The 24,114-nt window shown below is 27.2% G+C and carries 25 protein-coding genes and 1 riboswitch; of the genes, 20 read left to right on the top strand and 5 right to left on the bottom strand.

Features of this window, described 5'->3' with window-relative positions:
• Window positions 1–170 precede the first annotated feature (170 nt).
• The 6 genes from QOZ84_RS10475 (at window position 171) to QOZ84_RS10450 (ending at window position 5,637) form a co-directional block, all read left to right on the top strand.
• Window positions 171–1,115, top strand: a complete 945-nt coding sequence (locus tag QOZ84_RS10475; protein ID WP_284132907.1) for an L-lactate dehydrogenase — start codon at window positions 171–173, stop codon at window positions 1,113–1,115.
• Window positions 1,116–1,360: 245 nt separating this feature from the next.
• The gene (locus QOZ84_RS10470) at window positions 1,361–2,176 is read left to right on the top strand and encodes a ZIP family metal transporter (protein ID WP_284132906.1); all 816 of its coding nucleotides are present in this window, start codon (window positions 1,361–1,363) and stop codon (window positions 2,174–2,176) included.
• 65 nt (window positions 2,177–2,241) lie between these two features.
• A riboswitch (cobalamin riboswitch) is annotated at window positions 2,242–2,414 on the top strand.
• 160 nt (window positions 2,415–2,574) lie between these two features.
• Window positions 2,575–3,480, top strand: a complete 906-nt coding sequence (locus QOZ84_RS10465; protein WP_331496559.1) for an ABC transporter substrate-binding protein — start codon at window positions 2,575–2,577, stop codon at window positions 3,478–3,480.
• A gap of 105 nt (window positions 3,481–3,585) precedes the next feature.
• Entirely contained in the window at window positions 3,586–3,717 is a 132-nt protein-coding gene (locus QOZ84_RS10460; RefSeq protein WP_284132905.1) for a hypothetical protein, read from the top strand.
• A gap of 218 nt (window positions 3,718–3,935) precedes the next feature.
• A complete protein-coding gene (locus tag QOZ84_RS10455; RefSeq protein ID WP_284132904.1) occupies window positions 3,936–5,009 on the top strand; it encodes a lysylphosphatidylglycerol synthase transmembrane domain-containing protein in 1,074 nt (357 codons plus the stop codon).
• Between the two features lie 10 nt (window positions 5,010–5,019).
• On the top strand, window positions 5,020–5,637 hold the full coding sequence (locus tag QOZ84_RS10450; protein WP_284132903.1) for a methyltransferase: 618 nt from the start codon (window positions 5,020–5,022) through the stop codon (window positions 5,635–5,637).
• Window positions 5,638–5,718: 81 nt separating this feature from the next.
• On the opposite strand, the gene QOZ84_RS10445 is transcribed toward QOZ84_RS10450, so the two are convergent.
• Window positions 5,719–6,273 carry a CD3072 family TudS-related putative desulfidase gene (locus QOZ84_RS10445; protein WP_284132902.1) on the bottom strand — a complete coding sequence of 185 codons (555 nt, stop codon included), beginning with the start codon at window positions 6,271–6,273 and terminating at the stop codon, window positions 5,719–5,721.
• A gap of 188 nt (window positions 6,274–6,461) precedes the next feature.
• On the opposite strand from QOZ84_RS10445, the gene QOZ84_RS10440 reads away from it, so the two are divergent.
• Window positions 6,462–7,040 (top strand): CD3073 family putative ECF transporter S component, encoded by a 579-nt coding sequence (locus tag QOZ84_RS10440; RefSeq protein ID WP_284132901.1) that lies wholly within the window; start codon window positions 6,462–6,464, stop codon window positions 7,038–7,040.
• A gap of 71 nt (window positions 7,041–7,111) precedes the next feature.
• On the opposite strand, the gene QOZ84_RS10435 is transcribed toward QOZ84_RS10440, so the two are convergent.
• Entirely contained in the window at window positions 7,112–8,041 is a 930-nt protein-coding gene (locus QOZ84_RS10435; RefSeq protein WP_284132900.1) for a SpoIVB peptidase S55 domain-containing protein, read from the bottom strand.
• Window positions 8,042–8,292: 251 nt separating this feature from the next.
• Window positions 8,293–8,505: a cold-shock protein gene (locus tag QOZ84_RS10430; RefSeq protein WP_284132899.1), complete on the bottom strand. Its 213-nt coding sequence runs from the start codon at window positions 8,503–8,505 to the stop codon at window positions 8,293–8,295.
• 152 nt (window positions 8,506–8,657) lie between these two features.
• On the opposite strand from QOZ84_RS10430, the gene QOZ84_RS10425 reads away from it, so the two are divergent.
• From QOZ84_RS10425 to QOZ84_RS10395, 7 genes are all read left to right on the top strand, one after another.
• Window positions 8,658–8,912 carry a hypothetical protein gene (locus QOZ84_RS10425; RefSeq protein ID WP_284132898.1) on the top strand — a complete coding sequence of 85 codons (255 nt, stop codon included), beginning with the start codon at window positions 8,658–8,660 and terminating at the stop codon, window positions 8,910–8,912.
• Window positions 8,913–9,085: 173 nt separating this feature from the next.
• Entirely contained in the window at window positions 9,086–10,615 is a 1,530-nt protein-coding gene (locus tag QOZ84_RS10420; protein WP_284132897.1) for an alanine/glycine:cation symporter family protein, read from the top strand.
• 231 nt (window positions 10,616–10,846) lie between these two features.
• Window positions 10,847–11,344 carry an RNA polymerase sigma factor gene (locus QOZ84_RS10415; protein WP_284132896.1) on the top strand — a complete coding sequence of 166 codons (498 nt, stop codon included), beginning with the start codon at window positions 10,847–10,849 and terminating at the stop codon, window positions 11,342–11,344.
• A gap of 10 nt (window positions 11,345–11,354) precedes the next feature.
• Window positions 11,355–12,215, top strand: a complete 861-nt coding sequence (rsiV, locus tag QOZ84_RS10410; RefSeq protein WP_284132895.1) for an anti-sigma-V factor RsiV — start codon at window positions 11,355–11,357, stop codon at window positions 12,213–12,215.
• 315 nt (window positions 12,216–12,530) lie between these two features.
• On the top strand, window positions 12,531–12,848 hold the full coding sequence (trxA, locus tag QOZ84_RS10405) for a thioredoxin (RefSeq protein ID WP_284132932.1): 318 nt from the start codon (window positions 12,531–12,533) through the stop codon (window positions 12,846–12,848).
• Window positions 12,849–13,002: 154 nt separating this feature from the next.
• Window positions 13,003–13,224: a hypothetical protein gene (locus QOZ84_RS10400; RefSeq protein ID WP_284132894.1), complete on the top strand. Its 222-nt coding sequence runs from the start codon at window positions 13,003–13,005 to the stop codon at window positions 13,222–13,224.
• Between the two features lie 181 nt (window positions 13,225–13,405).
• Entirely contained in the window at window positions 13,406–14,425 is a 1,020-nt protein-coding gene (locus QOZ84_RS10395) for an aldehyde ferredoxin oxidoreductase N-terminal domain-containing protein (RefSeq protein ID WP_284132893.1), read from the top strand.
• Window positions 14,426–14,511: 86 nt separating this feature from the next.
• Here the strand turns inward: QOZ84_RS10395 and QOZ84_RS10390 are convergent, their stop codons facing one another.
• The gene (locus QOZ84_RS10390; RefSeq protein ID WP_284132892.1) at window positions 14,512–15,030 is read right to left on the bottom strand and encodes a hypothetical protein; all 519 of its coding nucleotides are present in this window, start codon (window positions 15,028–15,030) and stop codon (window positions 14,512–14,514) included.
• Window positions 15,031–15,322: 292 nt separating this feature from the next.
• Here QOZ84_RS10390 and QOZ84_RS10385 point away from each other — a divergent pair, with 292 nt between their 5' ends.
• The 6 genes from QOZ84_RS10385 to mobA all read left to right on the top strand — a co-directional run bounded on the left by QOZ84_RS10385 (window position 15,323) and on the right by mobA (window position 22,297).
• Window positions 15,323–15,484: a hypothetical protein gene (locus QOZ84_RS10385; RefSeq protein ID WP_284132891.1), complete on the top strand. Its 162-nt coding sequence runs from the start codon at window positions 15,323–15,325 to the stop codon at window positions 15,482–15,484.
• A gap of 123 nt (window positions 15,485–15,607) precedes the next feature.
• The gene (locus QOZ84_RS10380) at window positions 15,608–16,240 is read left to right on the top strand and encodes an endonuclease/exonuclease/phosphatase family protein (RefSeq protein WP_284132890.1); all 633 of its coding nucleotides are present in this window, start codon (window positions 15,608–15,610) and stop codon (window positions 16,238–16,240) included.
• Between the two features lie 93 nt (window positions 16,241–16,333).
• A complete protein-coding gene (locus QOZ84_RS10375) occupies window positions 16,334–17,575 on the top strand; it encodes a VanW family protein (RefSeq protein ID WP_284132889.1) in 1,242 nt (413 codons plus the stop codon).
• A gap of 151 nt (window positions 17,576–17,726) precedes the next feature.
• Window positions 17,727–18,701 carry a hypothetical protein gene (locus QOZ84_RS10370; RefSeq protein WP_284132888.1) on the top strand — a complete coding sequence of 325 codons (975 nt, stop codon included), beginning with the start codon at window positions 17,727–17,729 and terminating at the stop codon, window positions 18,699–18,701.
• Window positions 18,702–18,904: 203 nt separating this feature from the next.
• The gene (gene fdhF, locus QOZ84_RS10365) at window positions 18,905–21,595 is read left to right on the top strand and encodes a formate dehydrogenase subunit alpha (protein WP_284132887.1); all 2,691 of its coding nucleotides are present in this window, start codon (window positions 18,905–18,907) and stop codon (window positions 21,593–21,595) included.
• A gap of 84 nt (window positions 21,596–21,679) precedes the next feature.
• Window positions 21,680–22,297: a molybdenum cofactor guanylyltransferase gene (gene mobA / locus QOZ84_RS10360; RefSeq protein WP_284132886.1), complete on the top strand. Its 618-nt coding sequence runs from the start codon at window positions 21,680–21,682 to the stop codon at window positions 22,295–22,297.
• A 45-nt stretch (window positions 22,298–22,342) separates the two neighbouring features.
• Here mobA and QOZ84_RS10355 read toward each other — a convergent pair whose 3' ends face one another.
• Window positions 22,343–24,106, bottom strand: coding sequence for a DHHW family protein (locus QOZ84_RS10355; RefSeq protein WP_284132885.1), 1,764 nt, complete (start codon window positions 24,104–24,106; stop codon window positions 22,343–22,345).
• Between the last annotated feature and the right edge of the window lie 8 nt (window positions 24,107–24,114).

Here is a 24,114-nt window from a genome sequence, read left to right as displayed (position 1 = left end):
ATAATGATAAATTAGTGCATTTTTTATTATACACTTAATATTGAAATTTTAACAGAAAACAATTCAAATTTGAAAGCAAAACTTAAATATATGATAATAATTTAAGTTTATAGATTTAAAAATTGGGAAAATTAATATAAAAGGGAAATATCAAAATTGGAGGAACAATAATGAAAAAAAATAAAGTAGCAATAGTAGGTACAGGTATGGTTGGAATGAGTTACGCTTATTCTATGTTAAATCAGGGAACTTGTGAAGAACTAGTATTAATAGATTTAAATAAAAAAAAGGCGGAAGGAGAAGCTATAGATTTAAATCATGGGCTTAGTTTTGCACCTAGAAAAATGAAGATAACAGCAGGGGAGTATAGTGATTGTAGTGACGCATATATTGTATGTATAACAGCAGGTGCTACTCAAGTAGAAGGAGAAACTAGACTTGATTTATTACATAAAAACACTAAAATAATGAAATCTATTATTAATGAAATAAAAAAATCAGGATTTAGTGGAATACTATTAGTAGCAACAAATCCTGTCGATATAATGACATATGTTTGTTGGAAGTTATCGGGATATGAAAAGTCTAAAGTAATAGGATCGGGAACAACTCTAGACTCAGCAAGACTTAGATATACACTAGGTGAAAGGTTAGATGTAAATCCAAAGGATATAAATAGCTATGTAATGGGTGAGCATGGAGATTCTCAATTTGTAGCATGGAGCTATGCTCTTTCTGGAGTACAGCCAATATATCAAATAGCATCTAGAAATAATAGTAAAATAGATTTTGATGATTTAGAACAAATAGAAGATGAAGTAAGAAACATAGCCTATAAAATAATTGAGTGTAAAAAGTCTACTTACTATGGAATAGGTATGGCACTAACTAAAATAACCACAGCTATACTTGAAAATGAAAATAGTGTATTAACAGTATCATCTTATTTAAATGGAGAATACAACCAAAATGATGTTTATATAGCTGTTCCAAGTATAGTAAACAAAGATGGTGTAAGAGAAGTAATACATTTGGCACTTGAAAATACTGAAAAAACTAAGTTAAACAATTCTATAAGAATAATGAAAGAAAATATAAATAAGTTAGATATATAGTCTAAAACAAAGAAAGTCCTTTATTTAAGGAGCTTTTTTATTACAAAATATATTAATTATTATAATAAGGTAAAATAAAATTAAAATATAGAATGCATAGCCCATTAATTTAGATAAATAAAAATCTACTGTACATATGATTAAATTATATAGTAGATTTTTTTGCTATAGATAGTAACCTAAAGTTATTTATGTGAATATATTTATTATACAGACAACAATATTAAATATATGGGAGGGTCATTATGGATTGGTTTTTGGGATTATCGCCGGTAATACAGGCACTTATAGCGACAATTTTTACATGGGCAATAACAGCTTTAGGGGCAGCTGTAGTGTTATTTTTTAAAACAATAAATAGAAAAGTACTAGATTGTATGTTAGGGTTTGGAGCAGGTGTTATGATAGCTGCAAGTTTTTGGTCACTATTAAACCCTGCGATACAATTATGCGAAGATATAGGAGTTAGATATGCATGGTTTGCACCAGCAATGGGGTTTTTAGCAGGAGGGCTATTTATTGTAGTATCTGAAAAGTTTTTAGATAAGTTTTATTTTACTAAATGGAAAGATAAAAAAGATTACGAAAAAGGGGCAGACTCTGTAAAAAGAAGTTTGTTATTAGTTGCAGCAGTTACTATTCATAACATACCAGAGGGGCTTGCAGTTGGAGTTGCATTTGGTGGAGTAGTAGCAGGTGTAGATGGAGCTACTGTGCTTTCAGCAATGTTACTTGCACTAGGGATAGGGCTTCAAAACTTTCCAGAAGGTGCAGCCGTATCACTTCCTTTAAGAAGAGAAGGATATAGTAGACAAAAATCATTTTTGTGCGGGCAGGCATCTGGAATGGTTGAGCCAATAGCAGGTGTGCTAGGAGCATTTGCGGCAATGACAATGAGAAGTATGTTACCATTTTTACTAGCATTTGCAGCAGGTGCTATGATTTCAGTTGTATCATCAGAACTTATACCAGAGAGTGCAAGTGAAAATAAAAACTTGGCCACTATAGGAGTTATACTAGGATTTATGGTAATGATGATAATGGATGTAGCATTAGGTTAAAAAATATTATAATTTTATTGCATATCAAATTATAATAAGTTATCATAATGGTAAGATATAATTTAATAAAATAATAAGTATTAGGTGTCGATTAGACTTAATAGGGAATTAGATGTAAATTCTAAGCTACCCCAGTAACCGTAAAACTGACGAAATCTTAAAAACCACTGAGTAATTGGGAAGGTAGGAGAGTAGAATGAAGTTGAGCCGGGATACCTGCCAATAACTTAAAGCAGATATCTTCTGAGGGTTGGATATAGCGCTAAATAATAGATAATTATAAGCATACTCTTAGAGTATGCTTTTCTGATTTAAAAAGGGGGATTAGAATCTATCAAATTAAATAAGGGCGCTAAGAATAAAAAATAAAAGAAATTATAAATAGGAGAATAATACAAATGAAAAAAATAACATCAATATTAGCTATAATATTAGTAGCTATGTTAGGAATAGCTGGTTGTAGCCCAAAAGAAAAGATTATAAACGATAGGGAAGGAAATGAAGTAAAACTTCCAACTAAAATGGATAGAATAATATCAACAGCACCTTCAAATACAGAAGTGTTAGTAGAATTAGGATTAGCAGATAAATTAGTTGGAGTAGATACATATTCAGGTGATATAGAAGGTATAAATAAAGATATAGCAAAAATAGACTTCTTAAAACCAGATGCAGAAGCAATAATAGCTCTAGACCCAGATATAATAATAGCATCAGGACACAATAAAACTGGAAGTAGTGAAGATCCATTCAAACTTATAAAAGAAGCTGGAATAAGCGTTGTTTACATACCAAGTAGCGAAAGTATTCAAGGAATATATGATGATACAATGTTTATAGCAGATATTACAGATAAGAAAAAAGAAGGTCAAAAAATAGTAGATGATATGAAAAAACAAATACAAGAAATAAAAGCTATAGGAGACACTATAACTGACAAAAAGAAAGTGTACTTTGAGATAGCACCTGCACCAGGTTTATATAGTTTTGGAAATTCAACTTTCTTAAATGAAATGGTAGAACTTGTTGGAGCTGAAAATATATTTAAAGATCAAAAATCATGGATAAGCCCAAGTGAAGAAGCGATAATAGATGCTAACCCTGATGTAATATTGACAAATGTTGATTATGTAAAAAATTCATTAGAATCAATAAAAAGCCGTAAAGGTTGGGAAAATATAAATGCAGTAAAAAATAATAATGTATTTTTAATAGATAAAAATGCATCATCTCGCCCATCTCAACATGCAGTTAAAGCATTAAAAGAAATGGCAACTGCTATTTACCCTGACAAATTCAAATAAGAATTATAAAAAACTGGTAGCTTTTAGCTGCCAATTTTTTTATGAAAAAGATAGATTAATAGGAAAATGTGAACTGTTGATGTTAAGTATAATAGAAAAATTTATTTGTTTAGAAAATTAGGAATACCATTTATAATAGCAAGTAAAGATTATACAAAAATTATAGTAGATAAGAATATGGTGAAAATTATAGAAGTAGATGCTATAAAAGAAATAAGTGAAATAAGTATGAAATAAGTATAAGAATATTAAATTTAATTTTTACTTACGAGAAAATAGTCAAAAGTATTGCACAGAAGTTATAAAATAGTATATGATGTAATAATGGTTAATAAAAAAGTGTTTTATAAAAAAACTTAAAGAAATAAATTTTTTGAGCATGGATTTTAAAATTATATTTATGAAAAAATTTAAAAAATAATTTATCATGTGCTATAAAAAATAGGAGAAGATTTATGACAAAAATAACTAAGAAGAAAAAAGCTTTTGTACAATATGGATTTTTATTGTTTCTAATATGCCTTACAACTTACTTAGTATCGACGACTTTAGATATTACATTGATACCTCATATACTAGAAATAGTTAATAAAAAATATATAATGCTTGGAGTTATTTTAATGATGATTTATATATTATTTGAATCATTAATAATTCATATAATAATAAACTCAATCCAAAAGACTAAGATGAAATTTATAGGATTTAAAATAGCCACAATGGGACTTTATTATAATTTAGTCACACCCTTTGCATCAGGTAGCCAACCAATACAGGTATATAGTCTAACAAAGTACAATATAAGTATTAGTAAATCGATAGCTATAATAACTAATAAAACTGTGCTATTTCAAACCGTAGTAACTATTTATGGTGGATACTTTATAGCAACAAATATGGAACTTTTAAAATCAGAAATGCCTTCTATAATGTTACTAATGAGTGCAGGAATATGTATGAACATAATGTTATTATTTACAGGGATTTTAGTTGTATTTAGCCCAAATAAAATAAAATTTGTTGTTGATTTTATAATAGACATACTAGCTAGATTTAAGATGTTTAAGGGAATAAAAAATAAAAAATATACTATAAACATATATATAGATGAATATAGCCAATCTATAAGATTATTTATAAAAGATAAAAAAGCTTTAATTTTAAGTTTAGCGTTAACTGTAATACAACTTAGCGCCTTTTTTAGCGTCGCATATTGTGTGTACAAAGCATTTAATTTAACTGAATTGGGTTATTTTGATATATTAACACTTCAAGTGTTTTTATATATGGCAGTATCACCAGTACCAACTCCAGGTAATATAGGTGCTAATGAAATCGCATTTTTAACTATATTTGCAAATGTATTTCCAAAGGAAATTATGGGATATGCAGTATTTTTATATGGAACATTTATATATTACTTTATGGTAGTAGTTTGTGGTTCGTTTACAGTAAATACTCATTATCAAATTGGAAAATACAAAAAAAGAATATTAGAGATAAAACAAAAGAGTAAGATTAGTATTTAAAGGAGCAATAATGCAAGCACAGACATATGAAAAATTATTAAATATAAACACAAGTGGAGAAGAGTTGTGGAGTGAAAAGATAAATCATTATCATCCATATCAGGCTACGTCATATCAAGCCTTAGAGTTATTATTCAAAAACTACAAAATCAAAGAAGAGGATTATGTAGTTGATTTTGGATGTGGAAAAGGAAGACTTAATTTTTATATAAATTATATATTTAAATGTAGTGTAGTGGGAGTAGAGATGGATGAGAACTACTACCATGATTGCCTTTATAATAAGCAAACTTATTTAGAAAAACACAAAAGAAGAAGTAGTAATAAAATAAACTTTAAATGCTGCTTTGCACAAGATTATAAAATAGATAAGTTAGAAAATAAATTTTATTTTTTTAATCCTTTTTCTGTAGTAATATTTAGAAAAATTATAGATAACATATTAAATTCTTTTTATGAAAATCAAAGAGATATTGAATTGGTTTTATATTATCCAAGTGAAGATTATATATATTATTTAGAAAATGAAACACAATTTGTTATAAAAGACGAAGTAATACTAAATGATTTATATAATAAAGATAGCCAAGAAAGATTTTTAATTTATCAATTATCATATATAAAATAAATGGGAGTGTAGATAGATTTGTGTAAAAACAAATTTACCTACACTCTTTTTAGTATTTAAAACTGGTGAATTTGGAATAATTTAAATATTAAGATTATTTAATATATCATTTATACTTTCTTGTAAAGTACTTTCATCAAGACATAGTATAGGGATGTTTAGATTGTTACTTTCAAGCATACTTACAAGCTGCTTCATAAATACACCCATCTCATCAATGCACTTAACATCACTTAATTTCTCATCTAAATTAGTACAGTTACTTAGCTCACCAGACCATAGAGAAGAAGAACAAGTTTTTTTATATCCACAGCTAGGACTTCCCTCTATTGATATTAAACCTTTTATGTTGTATCCATTTTTAATATAGTTATCAAATTGCATAATATATGGTTCTAACATATTTTTACATTGAGTTTTGTAAAATGGGTTATCAAATTGCTCTTTAGTGTGTCCCCATCTTTTAATACCATAAATCATCATTTCAGGGCAAGGTAATTGGACTATACCTATACCATTATCAATTAGTTTTTTAGTGAAATCTAGGGCACCTCTATATTCTGATAAACCCTCGACCTTTGAATTACAATTTAATATACAATGGCAAACTACAACTATATTTTTATCTCTTTTCATATTATCCATCCTTAGTTTTAAAGTTATAAAACAATTATACAATGTAAATTGATTTATAACTTATAGAATGTATCTATGTGATTGAAGTGTAATATATATATTTAATATTTTAAAAATATATATTATTGATGTACAATCATAGAGGAATTACTAAAAAGACAATCTTAATTGACAAAAAAGGAGATTTTATGAAAACTAAAATATTAACATTTAGTGCTATGTGCATAGTTGTGAATATAGTATTTGGTATGTTTGTAGATATGTTAAATATACCATTTTTATTTTTAGACACAGTAGGAACAATTTTAGGAGCAGTGACTCTAGGCCCGCTTTGGGGAGCCTTAATAGGAGGATGTACTAATCTTGTATTAGGTGTAATAACTGGACCTACAAATATTCCTTTTGCCTTAGTAAATATAGTATTAGGACTTGTAGTAGGATATGTAGCAAAGAAAAAAGAATTTGGGTATAAAGAAGCTGTAATAGTAGGTATTATGCTAGCTGTGATATGTCCACTTGTAGGAACTCCGATATCTGTTTTAATGTTTGGGGGAATAAGTGGTAGTGGAGCTGACTTATTGGTTGGATTTTTTATGAAAACAGGTCAAAGTATATTTACATCAGCGTTTATTCCTAGAATTATCAGCAATATAGTAGATAAGCCACTTTCTTGTATAATGGTAGTATTTTTCTTAAAATCAATGCCAAAAGGATTTATACAAGGATTTAGGGATAGTTCTAAAATTAAATCTTTAAAAGGCTTATAAAAAGCTAATTTAGCATTATATATTTAATAAAAAAACGTCCAGATATTTGGGCGTTTTTTGTTAGATTTATTTTAGTTTAAGTTAATACCTAACATACTGTGAATATTAGATATATGACCTTCTTTTGGATTTGAAATATTAGTAGACCTTACACCGCCTACAATTTTATTGTTTTGAATAACTGGGGAACCGCTCATGCCTCTTACGATTCCACCTCTAAACTTTATCAAAGACTTGTCTAATACTTTAATAGAAGATAAATCTTTATTAACTTTTGTTATTTTTATTTTGTGTAATTTAGGTTCACTAGTTATAGAATCACTACATAAAATATATGCGATACCAACTTTAGGTTTTGATATAGATAAAGCCTCATTTGGATTATATTTAAAATTATTATAATTTCCTTTAACACCAAACTCACTAACACTAGTAATCTCACCTAAGAACCCACCAATATCATTTGCAACTAAAAATCCAATATCATCTTTAGAAGATTTTTGTTGTTGTATAAAATTAGTTTTATATATATCTATTTTTTTAAAACCAACATTATCTTTAACGCAACCTAATTCGTGAGCAAGACCTATGAATTTACCGTTTTTATCAACAGCTGTTATAGTACCTATAGCTCTAGAGACACAATCTAATTTATAAAGTCTTAACTCATCGGATGTCATAGACTTAGTTTTATGTTTACCACTTCTGATAAACTCTACTTTGATTTTTTCATTTTCTATTTTCATAACATTTCTCATATCTTCTAAATTACATACTTTTCCTTTTGATTTAGAAGTTATAGATAATAAAACATCTTCATTTTTTAGAGTTTTACAAGTTTTGCTTAAAACATCTTCAACAACGGGGAAATTCAAATAAGATTGCATATAAATAACTTCTCCAGCTGGTGTTAGTTTAATTTCATCATCACAAAATGCCACGCAAGTACTGAGGCACATGGTTAATGTCAATACAAAAAATAATTTTTTGAAATACCCCATGATGTTTTCTCCTTTGTTGACTAAATTTTTATTATTGTATGAAGAATTCTATCATATATACATTAAACAGATAAAAAAGTGTTAAGATAAACTATTAAAAACTTATAAAAATTTAGCAAAATAAGTGAAGAAAACAAAATAGATTATATGATGGGATAAAAGAACTTACTAAAGAGGATTTTTATAACTAATAACATGATTTCTATATAACACAAAAATCATATTATTAGTTAAGCAAATCTTTTTAAATATTAGTTGAATTTTTGAACATTAATAGCAGATGGACCTCTATCAGCCTCAACCGTATCGAAAGTAACTTCTTGTCCTTGATGTAAGTCCTTATTATGTCCTTCCTCTTTTATGTGAGAAAAGTGTACAAAAATATCTTCACCGCTATCAGAAGTTATAAATCCATAACCTCTATCACAATCAAACCATTTAACTACTCCATTATAATTAGCCATATAAATAATACTCCTTTTAAACATATATTTAAAAATATCAATATATTTTCTAATATAGTATTTGCATATATTTAAATATTAATAATACTATTTCTGTTATTATAACTAGTGATATAATAAAAGAAACTAAAATAACTAATATAGGAGAAAATATGAAATATTCAAAAGAGCAAATGGAATTAATGGAAGCTAAGATAATAGATTTATTAAAAGAAAATGGCGAAATGAGATTTGGGAAAATAGCAAAATCACTAATACACTCTGGTATGGCAGAATCTAGTTTTATAGTAGGTGTGATATTAGAAAGTGGATGTAAGGAACACAAAAACTGTAAAGACAAAGACTTATTTACAAGTCCAAAAACAGGAATGTGGAGATTATCAGATAGTATAGAATTAACTAAATAAATTGTATGAAGATATAGATAAACTTACTTTTAAGTAAATTTATCTATATTTTTTTGTTTTATAAAATTATCTAAATATAAAAATGAATTTGAAACTTTGGTTAATAATCCTATTTTCAAATCATACAATATATAAAATATGTTTTATATGAGTATAAAGGGGGAGGAGTTTGTTTGGAACAATTATTTAGCAGTGTAAATAGTTTTTTTGACTTCATAGTGCCTATATCAGATTTTATGTGGAATTTCCCCACGAATTTCAAGTGGTATGCTAATATACCTATTTTAGGGAACTTCGCATTTTCTATATTACTACTTGTTGGAACTGGAATTTATTTTACTTTTAAAACAAAATTTGTACAAGTAAGACGGTTTAAAACAGGGCTTAAGACTATTATCAAAAAAAAATCAGGGGATGTTGGAGTTAGCCCTTTTGCAGCATTTTTATTAAGTTCAGCCATGAGAATAGGTCCAGGAAATATTATAGGTGTAACCTATGCCGTATCTGTAGGCGGTCCAGGGGCTATATTTTGGATGTGGGTATCAGCTTTCTTTGGAATGTCTATAGCATTTTCAGAAGCGGTTCTTGCTCAATTATTTAAAGAAAGAAAAGATAAGGAATTTGTAGGTGGTCTTCCATTTTACGGAAGAAAAATATTTGGAAATAGATATTGGGTAGGAGTATTACTTTCAACGATATTTATAATTTATGCATTGTTTAATCTGCCAGGTCAAACATTTAATTTGTACACATCTTTAGGTTCTGTTGCAGAAAATTTAACAGGTCAAACATTTGGCAGACAGTCAATAGTTTATTATGTAATAGGTATAGCAATAATACTTTCAGTAGCTTTAACAGTATTTAAAGGTTTAAGAGGAGTTACTAGAGTAACTGATAAATTAGTTCCTATAATGGCAATTGTATACGCAGGGATAATAATAACGTTAATATGTATAAATTTCAAATTAATACCATATTTCTTTGTATCAGTATTTAAAGGAGCATTTACACCTGAGGCAATATTTGGAGGTGGCTTTGGTATTTGTTTAGCTCAAGGAGTTAAAAGAGGCTTAATGTCTAATGAGGCAGGTCAAGGTACTATAACTATGGCAGCTGCTATATCTGAAAATGATCATCCATGTGAACAAGGATTTATACAAGCAATAGGTGTATTTTTAGATACTATGATAATTTGTACAATGACAGGATTTGTAATAGTTATGGCAAGTGTATGGAATGGGGACGCTGGAGTTGTATGGGACGTTATAAAAGAGTCTAAACTATCAATATATACAGCATCAGTAGCTTATTTAGTTCCAGGTGTTTCACTAGATAATGCAGTGAACTCAATATTATCATTATGTTATGCTATGTTTGCATTTACAACATTAATAGGCCTTGTATTGTTTGCAGAAATATCAGTAAACTGCATAACAAGAGATAAAAAAGCTATAATGGCTATAAGAGGATTAGGTGCAATAGTATTTGTTCCATTTGGAGTGTTGTCGGTACTTGCGGGGTTAGAACTTGGAAATGTATGGTACATATCTGATATGGTAAATATAATGGTTGTATTTTCAAATGTTCCGATATTAATAGTTGGAAGGCATATAATTTTAAAAACTCTAAATCACTATGAACACTCTAATGGTGAAAAATTTGTATCAAAAGATATTGGAATAGAAACAGAATACTGGAAATGATAAATGGCACTAAAAATTTAAAAAATATTGTACTAAATTAAAAATAATGATATATTAAATAATTATAAATAATGTTTTATTACTTTAAAAAAATAAAGGAGTATCTCAAAATGAATTAATCATTGTAGAGTTACTCCTTTTTAGTGTAAAAATTTACTATTTGAATTATAAAACTTTTTATCAACTACATACGTCTATATATGTGTAAGAAAAAAGGAGGACCCTAGACATATGAAATTACTGAACTTGGGTAAAAAAATAAAAGAAAAAACTTTTAAAAATTATATAATAGAAAACAAAAATTCATTTTATAGGATTGCATATAAATATGTAAGAAATGAACAAGATGCACTAGATATAGTCCAAGAATCTATATTAAAAGGTTTATCCAAAATTGATAAGTTAGAAAATGTAGATTGTATTAAGCCTTGGTTTTATACAATACTTATCAATACATCCATAGATTATACAAGGAAAAGTAAAAAATATACTCAAATTGTAGAAAAGATATCAACTGATACATATATAGACCGTGATATTGAAACAGATATAGATATACAAATGGCACTAGATAATTTACCCAAAGAATATAAAACAGTAGTTATGTTAAGGTATTTTGAAGATATGAAAATATCTGACATAGCAAAAACATTAGATGAAAATATAAACACTGTTAAGACAAGGCTTTATAAAGCCTTGAAATTATTGAAAATAGAAATAGATGAATAAGGAGGAGCTTATGAACGACAAAGAAAAATTGCAAAAGCTAAAAGAAAACTATAATAATATTGAAATACCTTGTGAATTAGAAGGTATAGTAAACGATGCTATATATAATAAGAAAGATGATAATAAAGTAAGTTTAATAAAAAGTTTGTCATTAGTAGTATCTATTGTGGCAGTATTTGTAGGTAGTGTAAATATGAGTCCATTAGTTGCTAATGCATTAGATAATATACCTGTAATAGGTAAATTGGTAAAAGTGGTAAAACTTTCTAATTATAGCTTGGATAAAAATGGATTAGAAGTATCTGTAGATGTAGCTAAGGTAGAGGGATTAAAAGATAAAAAATTAGAAAAAGACTTAAATGAAGAACTAGAAAAAGAAGCTAAAGCTTTGTATCAACAATATGTAGAACAATCAAAAACACTAGAAAAAAATAATAAACGAGGTCATCAAATGCTAAGATCATCATATGAAGTTAAAGCAAATAATGAAGATATACTGTCATTGGTTGTTTCTAACTATGAAGTTCAGGGTTCTTCTGATACAACTAGAAAATTCTATAATATAAACAAAAAAAGTGAGGAGTCAATAACACTTAAAAGTATGTTTGAAAATGTAGATTATATAAATATCATAAGTGAAAATATAAAGTCTCAAATGGAAAAGCAAATGAAATTAGATTCTGATATTTTTTATTGGATAAATACTGGGCAAGATGATGATTTTAAAACTATAAAGGAAAATCAAGGATTTTATATAAATGAAAAAAATGAGTTAGTAATATGTTTTGATAAATATGAAGTAGGGCCAGGTTCTATGGGAGCAGTTGATTTTACAATACCAAATGAAGTTTTAAAACTAAATTTAAATTAAGACAAACGGAAAGGCACCTATCAAAGATAGGTGCCTTTATTTGGGCTAGCGTATATTTATGCGCGATGCATAAATGCCACTAAAATCATTATAATACAAAATAAAGTTTATGTAAATAGTAAATTATAAAAAAAAGAGAAAAAAATATAAAAAACAATTAAAATATAGAAAAATAAGGTAATAACAAGTATTATAGTAATATAAAATAAAGAGAAATAAAAAAAATTAAAATGTAAATAATAAAAATAAGATAAAATATATGAAAGGGAGAGACTATTCAAGTTTGTTTTGAATAGCAAAAATAAAATGGAAAATATTATTAAAATATTAAATGCAGAAGAATTTAATTCTACTATAGAAAATGGAAGTGGAGTAGCTGTAGTAGACTTTTTTGCAACATGGTGTGCTCCTTGCAAAATGTTAGCGCCAGTATTTCAACAAGCAAGTGATGAAATGGGATCTAGTGCAAACTTTGTAAAAGTAGATATAGATCAAACTATGGATATAGCAAGAAAGTATAATGTAAGTACAGTTCCAACAGTTATGATATTTAAAGATGGAAAACCTGTAGAGATATTAGTTGGATTTATGCCAAAGGAAAGTTTAATATCAAAGGTTAATAATCATTTATAAAAATTATAGTATGATGATTTAATTAATATTATTAAATTTAAAGGCTAGGAAAATATCCTAGTCTTTTTGATGTAACAATATAAAATATAGATCATAAAATAGATGAAAGGGTAGCAATAAAAATAAATATAGTAATTAAGGAGGTAAAATATAGATGGGAAAAAAAGCTGAAAAAGTAGTTAAAAAAGTAACTGACCCAGTAGAAAAAGTAGGAAAAGAAGTAGTAAATGGAGTAGGAAATGTTGCAAAAGAAGCAATACAAGGAACATTAAATGTAGGTAAAGAAGCGGTAAAAACTGGATATAATGTAGGTAAAGAAACTGTAAATACTGGTAAATCAGTAGGTAAGGCTGTTAAGAAAAGTACTAAAAAGTAGTTTGATGTAGAACAAAAACACCTTAGTTATAAAAATATCAACTAAGGTGTTTTTTATTTATTTAAATAATGCATAACGATAGTAAACGATTTCTTAATTGAAATATAAATTAAATACATTGAAAAAATAGCAAAAAAAAAATATATTTGGTGATATAATATAGATTGAGGAGGGAATGCTGATGAAAAAAATACTGTACATAAATCTTAATGATAGGAAAGCAAGAACAATCAATCAGTACGACAAGTGTAGAATCAATTTAAATGCTGATAATTTAGTATTTGAAGCGCCACCTTTAGCTGGATATGGAATTGTAGGATTAAATAGATTAAGTGTGTATGATAAAAATTCATTGTCAACAAGTGGAAGTCATTTTGCACATTTTATGAAATGTAATGGATACGACTATTTAGTATTTGAGGGAGAAAGTGATATTCCTGTATATGTGTATATAGACAAAGAAAACATAAGCATAAATGATGCTACTCATTTGTCTGAAGCAGATTTTTTAAGCACACAAAAAATACTTAAAAAAGAATTACATGTTAATAAAATAGAGATTGCATTTGTAGGGATAGCGGGGATGAATAAAATAGACTTTGCAAAAATTATGCTTAGAAATAACAAGTCTTGTGGAAGCGATGGTCTTGGTAAATTAATGGCTAATAAAAATTTAAAAGCTATAGTGCTTAGACATCAAGAAAATTTAATACCCTATGATAGTGAAACATTTAAAAAGTATAATCAAATTATTGCAAACAGAATAACTAGTGATAATAAAAAAGATTGGTATGATGAAAATAATAACTGTTACGGATGTTGCTTAAATTGTAAAAACACTGTAGTAGATAAAATAAAAAAATATGGATTTACTATAGCAGAGTCTGAAAATATAAACAAAATATCTAATTTTTACGGAATGGACAGCATAACTTTAGCTAGAGGAATAAATAAGTATAAAAATGATTTTGACACCGAAATAATAGATTTGCACCATTTTGTACAAAATATAATAAATAATTATGATTATTACAAACCTTTATTTATAAATGAAAACAAAAGAATAAATGAACTAAGCAAAAATAGTGATGATGAAGAAAAACTAGGATTTTGCAAAATATTATTAGAAAAGAACATTTTAACTGATAAAGAAAAAAAAACTTTAATAAAATCTATATTGGGCTTAAGTATGGCTATATAAGATTTTATTACCTGGATATAATTTATAGCAAAGCTATTATCTATAAATTAAATAAAAATAGAGCTAAGAAAAACTTAGCTCTATTTTTATTTAATGTATTCAGTTCCGTCTATAAGTAAAGAATAAGGTTTATTCTCTTTTAAAATCATATCAAAATCTTTATTTTCTTTTTTCTTTAAAGAAATATTTCCCTCAGCATAAACAGATTCTCCATTTTTATGCATACTATCAGTAGCTACCTTGTCTTTGGAACCTAAAGTTAATATATGTCTAATCTCATTTTCTACTATCTTAGAATAAGATGAAAATTCAGAATTGGATAATGAGGAACTTGAGGAATTAAATCTAGGCTTATTTCTTAATAAATTATTATCTATAAATGAAAGTAGAAAAAAAAACATAACCAAGAGTAAAATTATTAAAAGAGGTTTATTGTTTTTTATAAGTTTGATGCTCTTTTCTTTCTTCTTCTTATATTTAGGATACGGAATGACTTTAGAAGAAGTACTAGAATTATTATTTTTAATCTTATACTTTGAAGTTTGTTTTTTCTCATCATATTCCTTCTGTTTGAATATAATCGTTTTATTTGCCGTAGTTTTCATATATTTACCTCCTTTAACTTATATACTTTGCTCTATACCATAATAGTAATACTATTAGTGCCAATATACAATAAAAGTAAAACATAATAATCTTACAAAAATAAATAAATTTCTTCAATTTGTAACAAAACAAAAATTAGTTAACGTTTACTTAATATAAATACCTTCTTACTTTAAGTGTTAATATATAAACTAAGTAAATGTCATATAGTATAAAAAAAAATAAAACAGTAATAATTCTAATAAAAGGAAAATATAATAAAATATAAAAACTTTAAAAGGAGTGTTACTAATGATTAATAAAACTAGAAAAATACAAGATATAACTTTAGTTAATTTAATAGATGGTGAAGTGACTTTAAGAGAGTTAGATGAAATATATAGAAAAATGGGATTTGCATTTGTTGGAAATAAAGGAAAGTTTACTAAAATAAAAAAGGAAATCAAACATTAATAAAATGTATAAATATAATAAAACACTTTCAAGAGATAACCTAGCTTAGTAAAGCAATTATATACTGAGCTGGGTTTTTTGAATATAATGATAAACTAAGTTAATTTTATGGAGGTCAGTAAAATGAAAATGATAACATATAATATTCATAAAGGAATGGATAGTAATGATAAAATTACATTATCAAAGATAAGTAAATATTTAATACAATCAGATTGTGATGTTATCTGTTTACAAGAAGTACTTTATCCTCAATTTGCAAAATTAAAACTAGAATTAAATATGGATGGGGTATTTGCAGCTAATGTAGCTACATCATTTATGATGTATGGAGTTTGTACTTTTTCTAAATGTGAAATTGAAGATCATAGCCATGTTTTCTTAACTAGTTTAAAAGAACAAAGGGGCTTTTTATATACAAATATATTTTCAGATTGTGGGAAAATAAATGTTATCAATACCCACTTAGGTTTAGATTGTGATGAAAGGAAAAAGCAAATAAGTGAAATCCTAGATTACACAAATGATTTAGATGGTAGGAGTGTAATATGTGGAGATATGAATGAAAAAAATATAGGTATAAATACTTTTTATGATGCAGCAGTTTTTACACATAATCATAAACTATGTACTTTTGAAAAAACTGATGCAAGGATAGATTATATATTCGCAGATAAACTAGTAACTATAGATAATTACTGTGTAGATTTCGTAAAATATTCAGACCATTTTCCGGTTAAATGCAATCTAAGGTAAAATGTAACAATAAAGTTACATATCCCCTATAAAACTTGTTTTAAAAAAATTAATCCCCTATAATTTAGATAGTCTTGAAAATGAGGTGGGGGAATGAGTAAAAAAATATCAAAAAAAAATGGTATCATTTGTGCTGTAATAATAATATTTGCTCTATGTCTTATGGTTAGTCATTTTAACCAAACATACATATATAGTAATAATATAGCAAAAAATATATTTATAGAAAATGTAGATGTATCACAAATGAATAAAAAACAAGCTATAGAAGCGGTTAAAAATAGCTATAGCCCAAAGAGCATACATCTTTCATATGAAGGAAAGAAACATGAAATATCGCCAGAAGATATTGACTTAAAGTACGATGTAGAAAAAGCGGTAGAAGAAGCTTATAACTATACAAAAACAGACAAGTACTTTGAGAATATAAAAAGATATTTTTCTCTTAAAAATAATAAAAAAGATATGAAAATTAAGACTTCTTACAATGAAGCAAAGCTTAGTGAATCTATACAAAAGATATCTAAAGCAGTTGATGTAGATATGGTAAATGCTAAGGTATATGTAAGTGGAGGATCAATTGGTCATAAGCCATCTGTAACTGGAAAACAATTAGATGTAGGGAATACTTTAGAGAGCGTTATAAAAGCTGTAGGTGATAAAGACTATAGTGAGATAGCTTTAAAAGTAAATGTAAAAGAGCCAGAGGTAAAAACAAAAGATGCACAAAGTGTAGATACTTTACTTGGTCAATTTACAACAAAGTTTTCAACAAATTCATCAGCTAGGACTCATAATATAAGAACTGCAGCTAATAAAAGTAGTAATGTATTATTAATGCCAGGTGAGGAGTATTCATACAATAATTTAACGGGAATGAGAAATAGATCAAATGGATACAAAGATGCACCTGTTATAATAAGAGGTAAATTAGAAGATGGTCTTGGTGGGGGAGTTTGCCAGGTATCAACTACATTATATAATGCTGTTTTAAGTTCAGGAATGGATTTAGTTTCAATAACTAATCATTCAGTAGCATCAAGTTATGTACCACTTGGTAGAGATGCCATGGTAAATGATGGAGGAACAGATTTTAAATTTAAAAATCCATACCCACATCCTGTATATGTAAAAAACTGGGTTGGAAATGGAACTGTAACTTGTGCAATATATGGAAGTTCACAAGATAACCCAAATGTAGATATCGTTGTAGATACATTTAAAGAAGGCGGCTTAGATGCAGCTAATACATATAGAATATTTAAAAACTCTAATGGAGAAGTAATAAAAAAAGAACACGTAGATAAAAGTGTATATAGAAAACTTAAAAGATAAAAAAATGACTACTATAAAATTAGATAATATCTAATGATATAGTAGTTTTTTTATTTGAATGTTTTTAAAAAGACTTTAAACTTTAATTATATTTACCCAAATTAATCAATATACTATTTAAGAGAATGTTAACAGGAAAGGGGGGGAAATATTGAAAATTAAAAAAGTATTTATAGTTTTGAGCATTACAATATTAGTGGGGATAGGTGTAGTGTTTGAAAAAAGTAAAATAAATTCTGGAAAAATAGTAATGGGAGCAAATTACATAAAAGAAGTACATGAAGTAGATGATAAAGAAGTGGATAATGTTGATGAGGATTATAGTTTAGAAAAGTTTTTTAGACCATCAAAGTCACCAATTTTAAATGACAAAATAGAAAAATCTTTATATGATAGTTATGGAAAAAACCAAAATGAAATAAATTTACCAAAAGAACTTTTAAAAACACCTAATGATACTATCCTAAATTACTTTAGTGTACTAAGAGACGCTGCAAATCCACTAGATGAAACTAATACAGGTTGTGGTACTATGGGAGATGCTAGGGGTCCATATCCAGTAGCTTATAATTTTTTATCAAATTCTTATAAAGAAAGACTTACATATAAAAAATACTTAAAATCATTTGAAAATAAATTACATATAAATCTAGTTAAATTAAATGAAGTAGTACCAGATAAAGATAGACCAAATGATTTAAAGTACTTTGTGGAAATAGAAGTAATAGAAGGAAGTAAAGAAAAGAAAGGACTATTTGCATATTACTATGGATATATTTATTTAGATGAAGAAGATGGCGTATATAAAATTAAAGATATGAATTATACTCCAGAAAATTATTTATGTGCACCTTATCATGGGTGGTCATACGATGCAAAATCTTTTGTAGAAATAGAATATGGAGATTGGTGTTCTTTGATAAAAGGTGATGTAGTTGTAGAAAGTGATGGTTATGAGAAAAAGGCATATTTTAAAGACAAAGATAATAACGAGTACTATGTACTTTTTTATACATTAACTAATGGCACTGATATAAAGATAGCCGATTATAAAAAAAATCAAGATGGAAAATGGGAAGTAATATATATTGAACCTAAAAACTGCTTAGATAAAAATAAAAATTAATTGAACTATCGAAATAACGTATTTAAGAAGGAATAATACTATTAAAAGTCGAAACTATAAAATAGTTAACTTAAAAATTATTGATAAATAATTTGTAATACCAAGAGGGCTAAATACAGGTTTAGGTAAATTACTTATTTGGCCCTTATTAGTTTGTCACAGTTATGCAATAAGCTAAAAAAATTGTTATAGGGGGGAAAACGTTGATAAATATAACAATAAACAATAATAAGCTTTCTGTAGAAAAAGGAACCACTATATTTTCAGCTTGTAAAAGTATCGGAATAGAGTTGCCAAACTTTTGCAATGATGAAAGGTTAAATCCTAGTGGGCTTTGTAGAATGTGTATAGTTGAAATCCAGGGGGCAAAAAACTTAGAAGTAGCTTGTGGTACTTTTGTAAGAGAAGGTATGCAAATATACACAAATAGCCCTAAAGTAAGAAATGCAAGACGTGAAATACTAGAACTTATGGTATCAGACCATCCTCTAGAATGTACAACATGTGCAAGAGGAGGCTCTTGTAAGTTACAAGATTATGCAAGTATGTATTTACATAATTTCAAACCTAAGTATGAAAATACTTCTAAAAAATTACCAATAGACGATAGCAATCCTTTTTATTATTATGACCCAAACAAATGTATATTGTGTAAAAAATGTGTAAGAGTATGTGATGAACTTCAAGAAGTAAGTGCAATAGCGGCTATAGAGCGAGGTTATGACACAGAAATAACACCATTTTTTAAAGAAAAATTAAATGATAGTAGTTGTGTATCTTGTGGAAATTGTGTTTCGGTTTGTCCAGTAGGAGCTTTAGTTCCTAAAGACGCAATGTTTTACAATACTAAAAAAGTAAAGACAACTTGTTCATATTGTGGAGTAGGATGTCAGTTAGAACTATCTGTTAAAGATGGTCAAGTAGTAGGAAGTCAACCATTAGAAAATAAAGTTAATGATGGATTATTATGTGTAAAAGGTAAATTTGGATATAAATTTATAAATCATAAAGACAGATTAAAAAGTCCATTGATAAAAAAAGATGGAAAGTTTGAAGAGGTAAGTTGGGAAGAAGCATATGAATATATAGCTAAAAATTATGACAGAATTAAAAATAAATTTGGTGAAGATTCAATGGCAGGATTATCTTCTGCAAGATGTAGTAATGAAGAAAATTACTTATTCCAAAAGATGATAAGAGGAGTCTTTAAAACCAACAATGTAGACCACTGCGCTCGACTCTGACATTCCTCAACAGTTGCAGGTCTTGCAACTACACTTGGAAGTGGTGCTATGACAAATAGCATAGAAGAAGTAAAGGATTTAAAATCTGTATTTGTAATTGGTTCAAATACAACAGAAAATCATCCAGTAATAGGAATAAAAATAAAGCAAGCTGTAAGAAAAGGTGCAAAGCTAATAGTAGCAGATCCTAGAAGAATAGAACTAGCAGATCGTGCAGATGTATTCTTACAAATAAACCCAGGAACTAATGTTGCTCTTTTAAATACTCTGATGAATGTAATAATAAATCAAAACCTTCAAGATATGGACTATATAAAAGAAAGAACAGAAAACTACGATGCATTAGTAGAGCTAGTAAAAGATTATACACCAGAAGAAGGAGCAAAAATCTGTGGTGTAGATAAAGAGGATATAATAAAAGCTGCAAAGATTTATGCACAGACTAAAGATAGTGCGATATTTTATTCAATGGGTATAACTCAACATTCAAAGGGAACTCAAAATGTAATGAGTATATCAAATTTAGCACTTCTTTGTGGTAACATAGGAAATGAATTTGGTGGTGTTAATCCACTTAGGGGACAAAACAATGTTCAAGGTGCTTGTGATATGGGAGCACTACCTAATGTGTTTACAGGATATCAAAGTGTAATTAATGAAGAGTTTGTATCTAAATTTGAAAGAGCTTGGAATACTAAATTACCTACAAAAGTAGGATTAACAGTTCCAGAAATAACTCATGAAATTGGTGAAGATAAAATAAAATTATTATATATAATGGGAGAAAACCCAATGATATCTGACCCTGATATAAACCATATTACAAAAGCTTTTGAAACTCTAGATTTTTTAGTAGTTCAAGATATATTCTTAACTGAAACTGCACAAATGGCAGATGTAGTATTACCAGCGGCATCTTTTGCAGAAAAAGATGGTACATTTACTAATACAGATAGAAGAATTCAAAGAATAAGAAAAGCAATAGAACCTGTAGGAAATTCTAAACCAGATTGGGTTATACTTATGGAAGTTATGAATAAATTAGGCTATGATAAAAAATATGAAAGCCCTAAAGAAATAATGGATGAAATAAGTAGCTTAACTCCTTCATATGGTGGAATAAACTATGATAGAATAGAAGAAAACGGAATACAGTGGCCTTGTCCAAATGTAGACCACCCAGGAACTAAAATACTCCACGTAGACAAGTTTGCAAAAGGAAGAGCAACATTTGTACCATGTGATTATGTTTTAAGTTTTGAGGGGCTTAGCGAGGATTATCCATATACACTTGTAAATGGAAGAATGCTTTATCACTATCACACAAGAACTATGACAGGAAAAGTAGATGGGTTAAATGAAAAAGCACCACATTCATACATAGAAGTAAACCCTATAACTGCTAAAAAGCTGCAATTTGAGGATAATGAAAAAATAAAAGTTTCTTCAAAACGTGGAGAAATAGAAACATTCGTTAAGATAACAGATATAGTAGATGAAGATGTATTCTTTATGCCTTTCCATTTTGCAGATGGGGCAGCGAACTACCTTACAAATACAACTCTTGATAGTATAAGTAAGGTTCCTGATTTAAAAGTTTGTGCTATACAAGTTGAAAAGATTAAAGTATTAGAAGTATCAAATGCATAGAATGTTAATATTGTAAAATAAATTTAAAAATAAGGATATAAACACTTTAGTTTATATCCTTATTAAAAGTTAGGATGTAGATGAATGGACAATTTTAAAAGCGCAGTAATTCTAGCTGGTGGTAAAAGTTCTAGAATGAAATTTGATAAGCAATGTTTGGTTATAAACGAGAAAAAGCTTATATTTGAGATATGTGAAAGATTAGAAAAGCATTTTGAAGATATAACAATAGTAAGCAATAAAAAAGAGTACTACAAAGATTGTAAGTATAAAGTAGTAAGTGATGAAATTAAAGATGTAGGTCCACTAGGAGGTATGGCAGTAGGACTAGGGGAAAGTATAAGTGAGTATGTTTATTTTATAGCTTGTGATATGCCACATATTGATGATAAGTATATAAAATATATGAAAAGCAAGATAGAAAAAGATATCGAAAATAATGTTGGATTTGATATGTACATATGCAATGTTGGAGGGAATACACAGTTTTTCCAAGGATTTTATAAAAAAGATTTAGAAGATTGTATAAACAACTATTTAATTTATGGAAGTAGAAGATCAATAAAGAGTTTTTGTGAACAAAGTAATAAAAAAATTAAGATTATAGAAGAAGATGAGTTTAAGAAACAAAATTTTAAAGAAGATATATTTATAAATTTAAATACACAAGTCGATTTGAACTTATATAAAAATAATTTATAAAAAAACTGGATTTTAAGTCCAGTTTTTTTATTGTAAATTAAGTTTTTATTTATTAAGAAGCTTAGCTAAAGAATTATCACAGAAGAATGTATTTGCATTATATAAAAATAAAATATCGCTAAATTTACCATTATCTATAAGTTTAGATAAATCACCCTTGTAATACATAGGATCAATAACAACTATCTTACTATAATTGTCAGTTAAAAAAGGTACAAAAGTATTAGCATAAGAATCCTTTATTAAAAGAAGTTGTCTTTGAGTGTTAGTAGTAGTATTTATTTCAACTATTGGATGATTGCCATCTAAAAAGACATCGTATTTATTTTCAGCATTTAAATTTTGTGTATTATATAAAGAAGTTGTTTTCTTTTTATTATCTAAATAATCTACAACAACGCTACTTTTGTTGCCCTCTGGGATATAGATATCTATATCATCTCTTTGATTAAATCTAAGTCCACTTTCCAAAGATAGTGAACCATTAAAATCGTTACTTACTTTTTTTATATCGTAGTAAGCATTACTATCTAATTGCATTTTTTCGCTAATTTTAAAGAATGAAGTATAAGCTCCTAGAGTTGTTAGATGATTATCTGTCTTATAGTATATATACTTATCCTTAGCGTCATTTAAAGCTTTATATGTATCAATATACTTTATGTTTTTATTTAAAGAAGAACTTAAATTTTTAAGATACTTTTCTTGATCTTTAGAAGGTGCGAATTTAGGTAATTTGTTTTTTAAAATACTTGCAGAAGTAGGCATTACGCAAATATAAGTTTTTGTATCTTTGTGTTTATTAGAAAAATCATTTAAAGATTTTATAGTATTATTAATAGTTTTATCGTCACTTGGAGCGAAGTTTTTCAAAAGATATCCATCAGCACCTAAATAAACATTATTAATATCTTTTTTTCCAAGCAATAAATCAGTAGATGTTTTTACATATGTAAAAAAGTTTTCTTTGTGATTATAGTTATCACTAACTAAATAAGATACTGATAAAAACAATATAAGCACATTTAATAATATAGTAGACGTATTACTTTGTAATTTATTAAATCTTTTACTTAAATATGGAGTAGCACATAGAGTTAATATTACAAATGATATAATATTTGTATATAAATAATAGATTGAAGCACTATCTATTATAGAATTTCCTGACATAAAAAACATCACTTTAAGATATTGACCTACCATAGATAAATTATCTAAACTAAACAATACCCATCCAATCATTACAATAAGCATTGTATATATATGAGCTACAAAATTTGGGAGATTATCTAGTTTTTCTTTTAGGTAGAATTTTTCAATTAATAAAATTACTGAAAAATAGATTCCCCAAAGTAAAAAGTTCCATATACCACCACTAAAAAAAGCTATTAATATCCAAACAATAAAGAAATCTATAAATTGATTTTTTAGATAGTGTTTATTACCTTCAAATGATATATAAATATATTTTCTAAAATAATCTCCAAGAGATAGATTCCATCTTTTAAAAAACTCTGTAATACTTTTAGACATGTATGGATAATCAAAGCTTTCTAAAAGATTAAGACCAAACATCTTTGAAATACCAATCGCCATATCGTAGTATCCACTAAAATTAAAGTATATCTTAAATGTAAAAGCTATTATTCCAATCCAAGCTGTAAGTACTGATAAATTTGAAGTATTTAAAGAAGATATAGTAGTCCACAAAAGACCTATATTATTAGCAAGTAGTACTTTCTTAGCTAAACCAATTAGAAATTTCTTAGAACCTTCTGTAAAATTATTTATATTATTAAAAGTCATATCAAAAA

This window comes from Romboutsia sedimentorum (assembly GCF_030131845.1).
Taxonomy (GTDB): Bacteria; Bacillota; Clostridia; order Peptostreptococcales; family Peptostreptococcaceae; genus Romboutsia_D; species Romboutsia_D sedimentorum.
The sequence above is the reverse complement of the archived record's forward strand: the minus strand, read 5'-3'. Positions and strand labels throughout refer to the sequence as shown.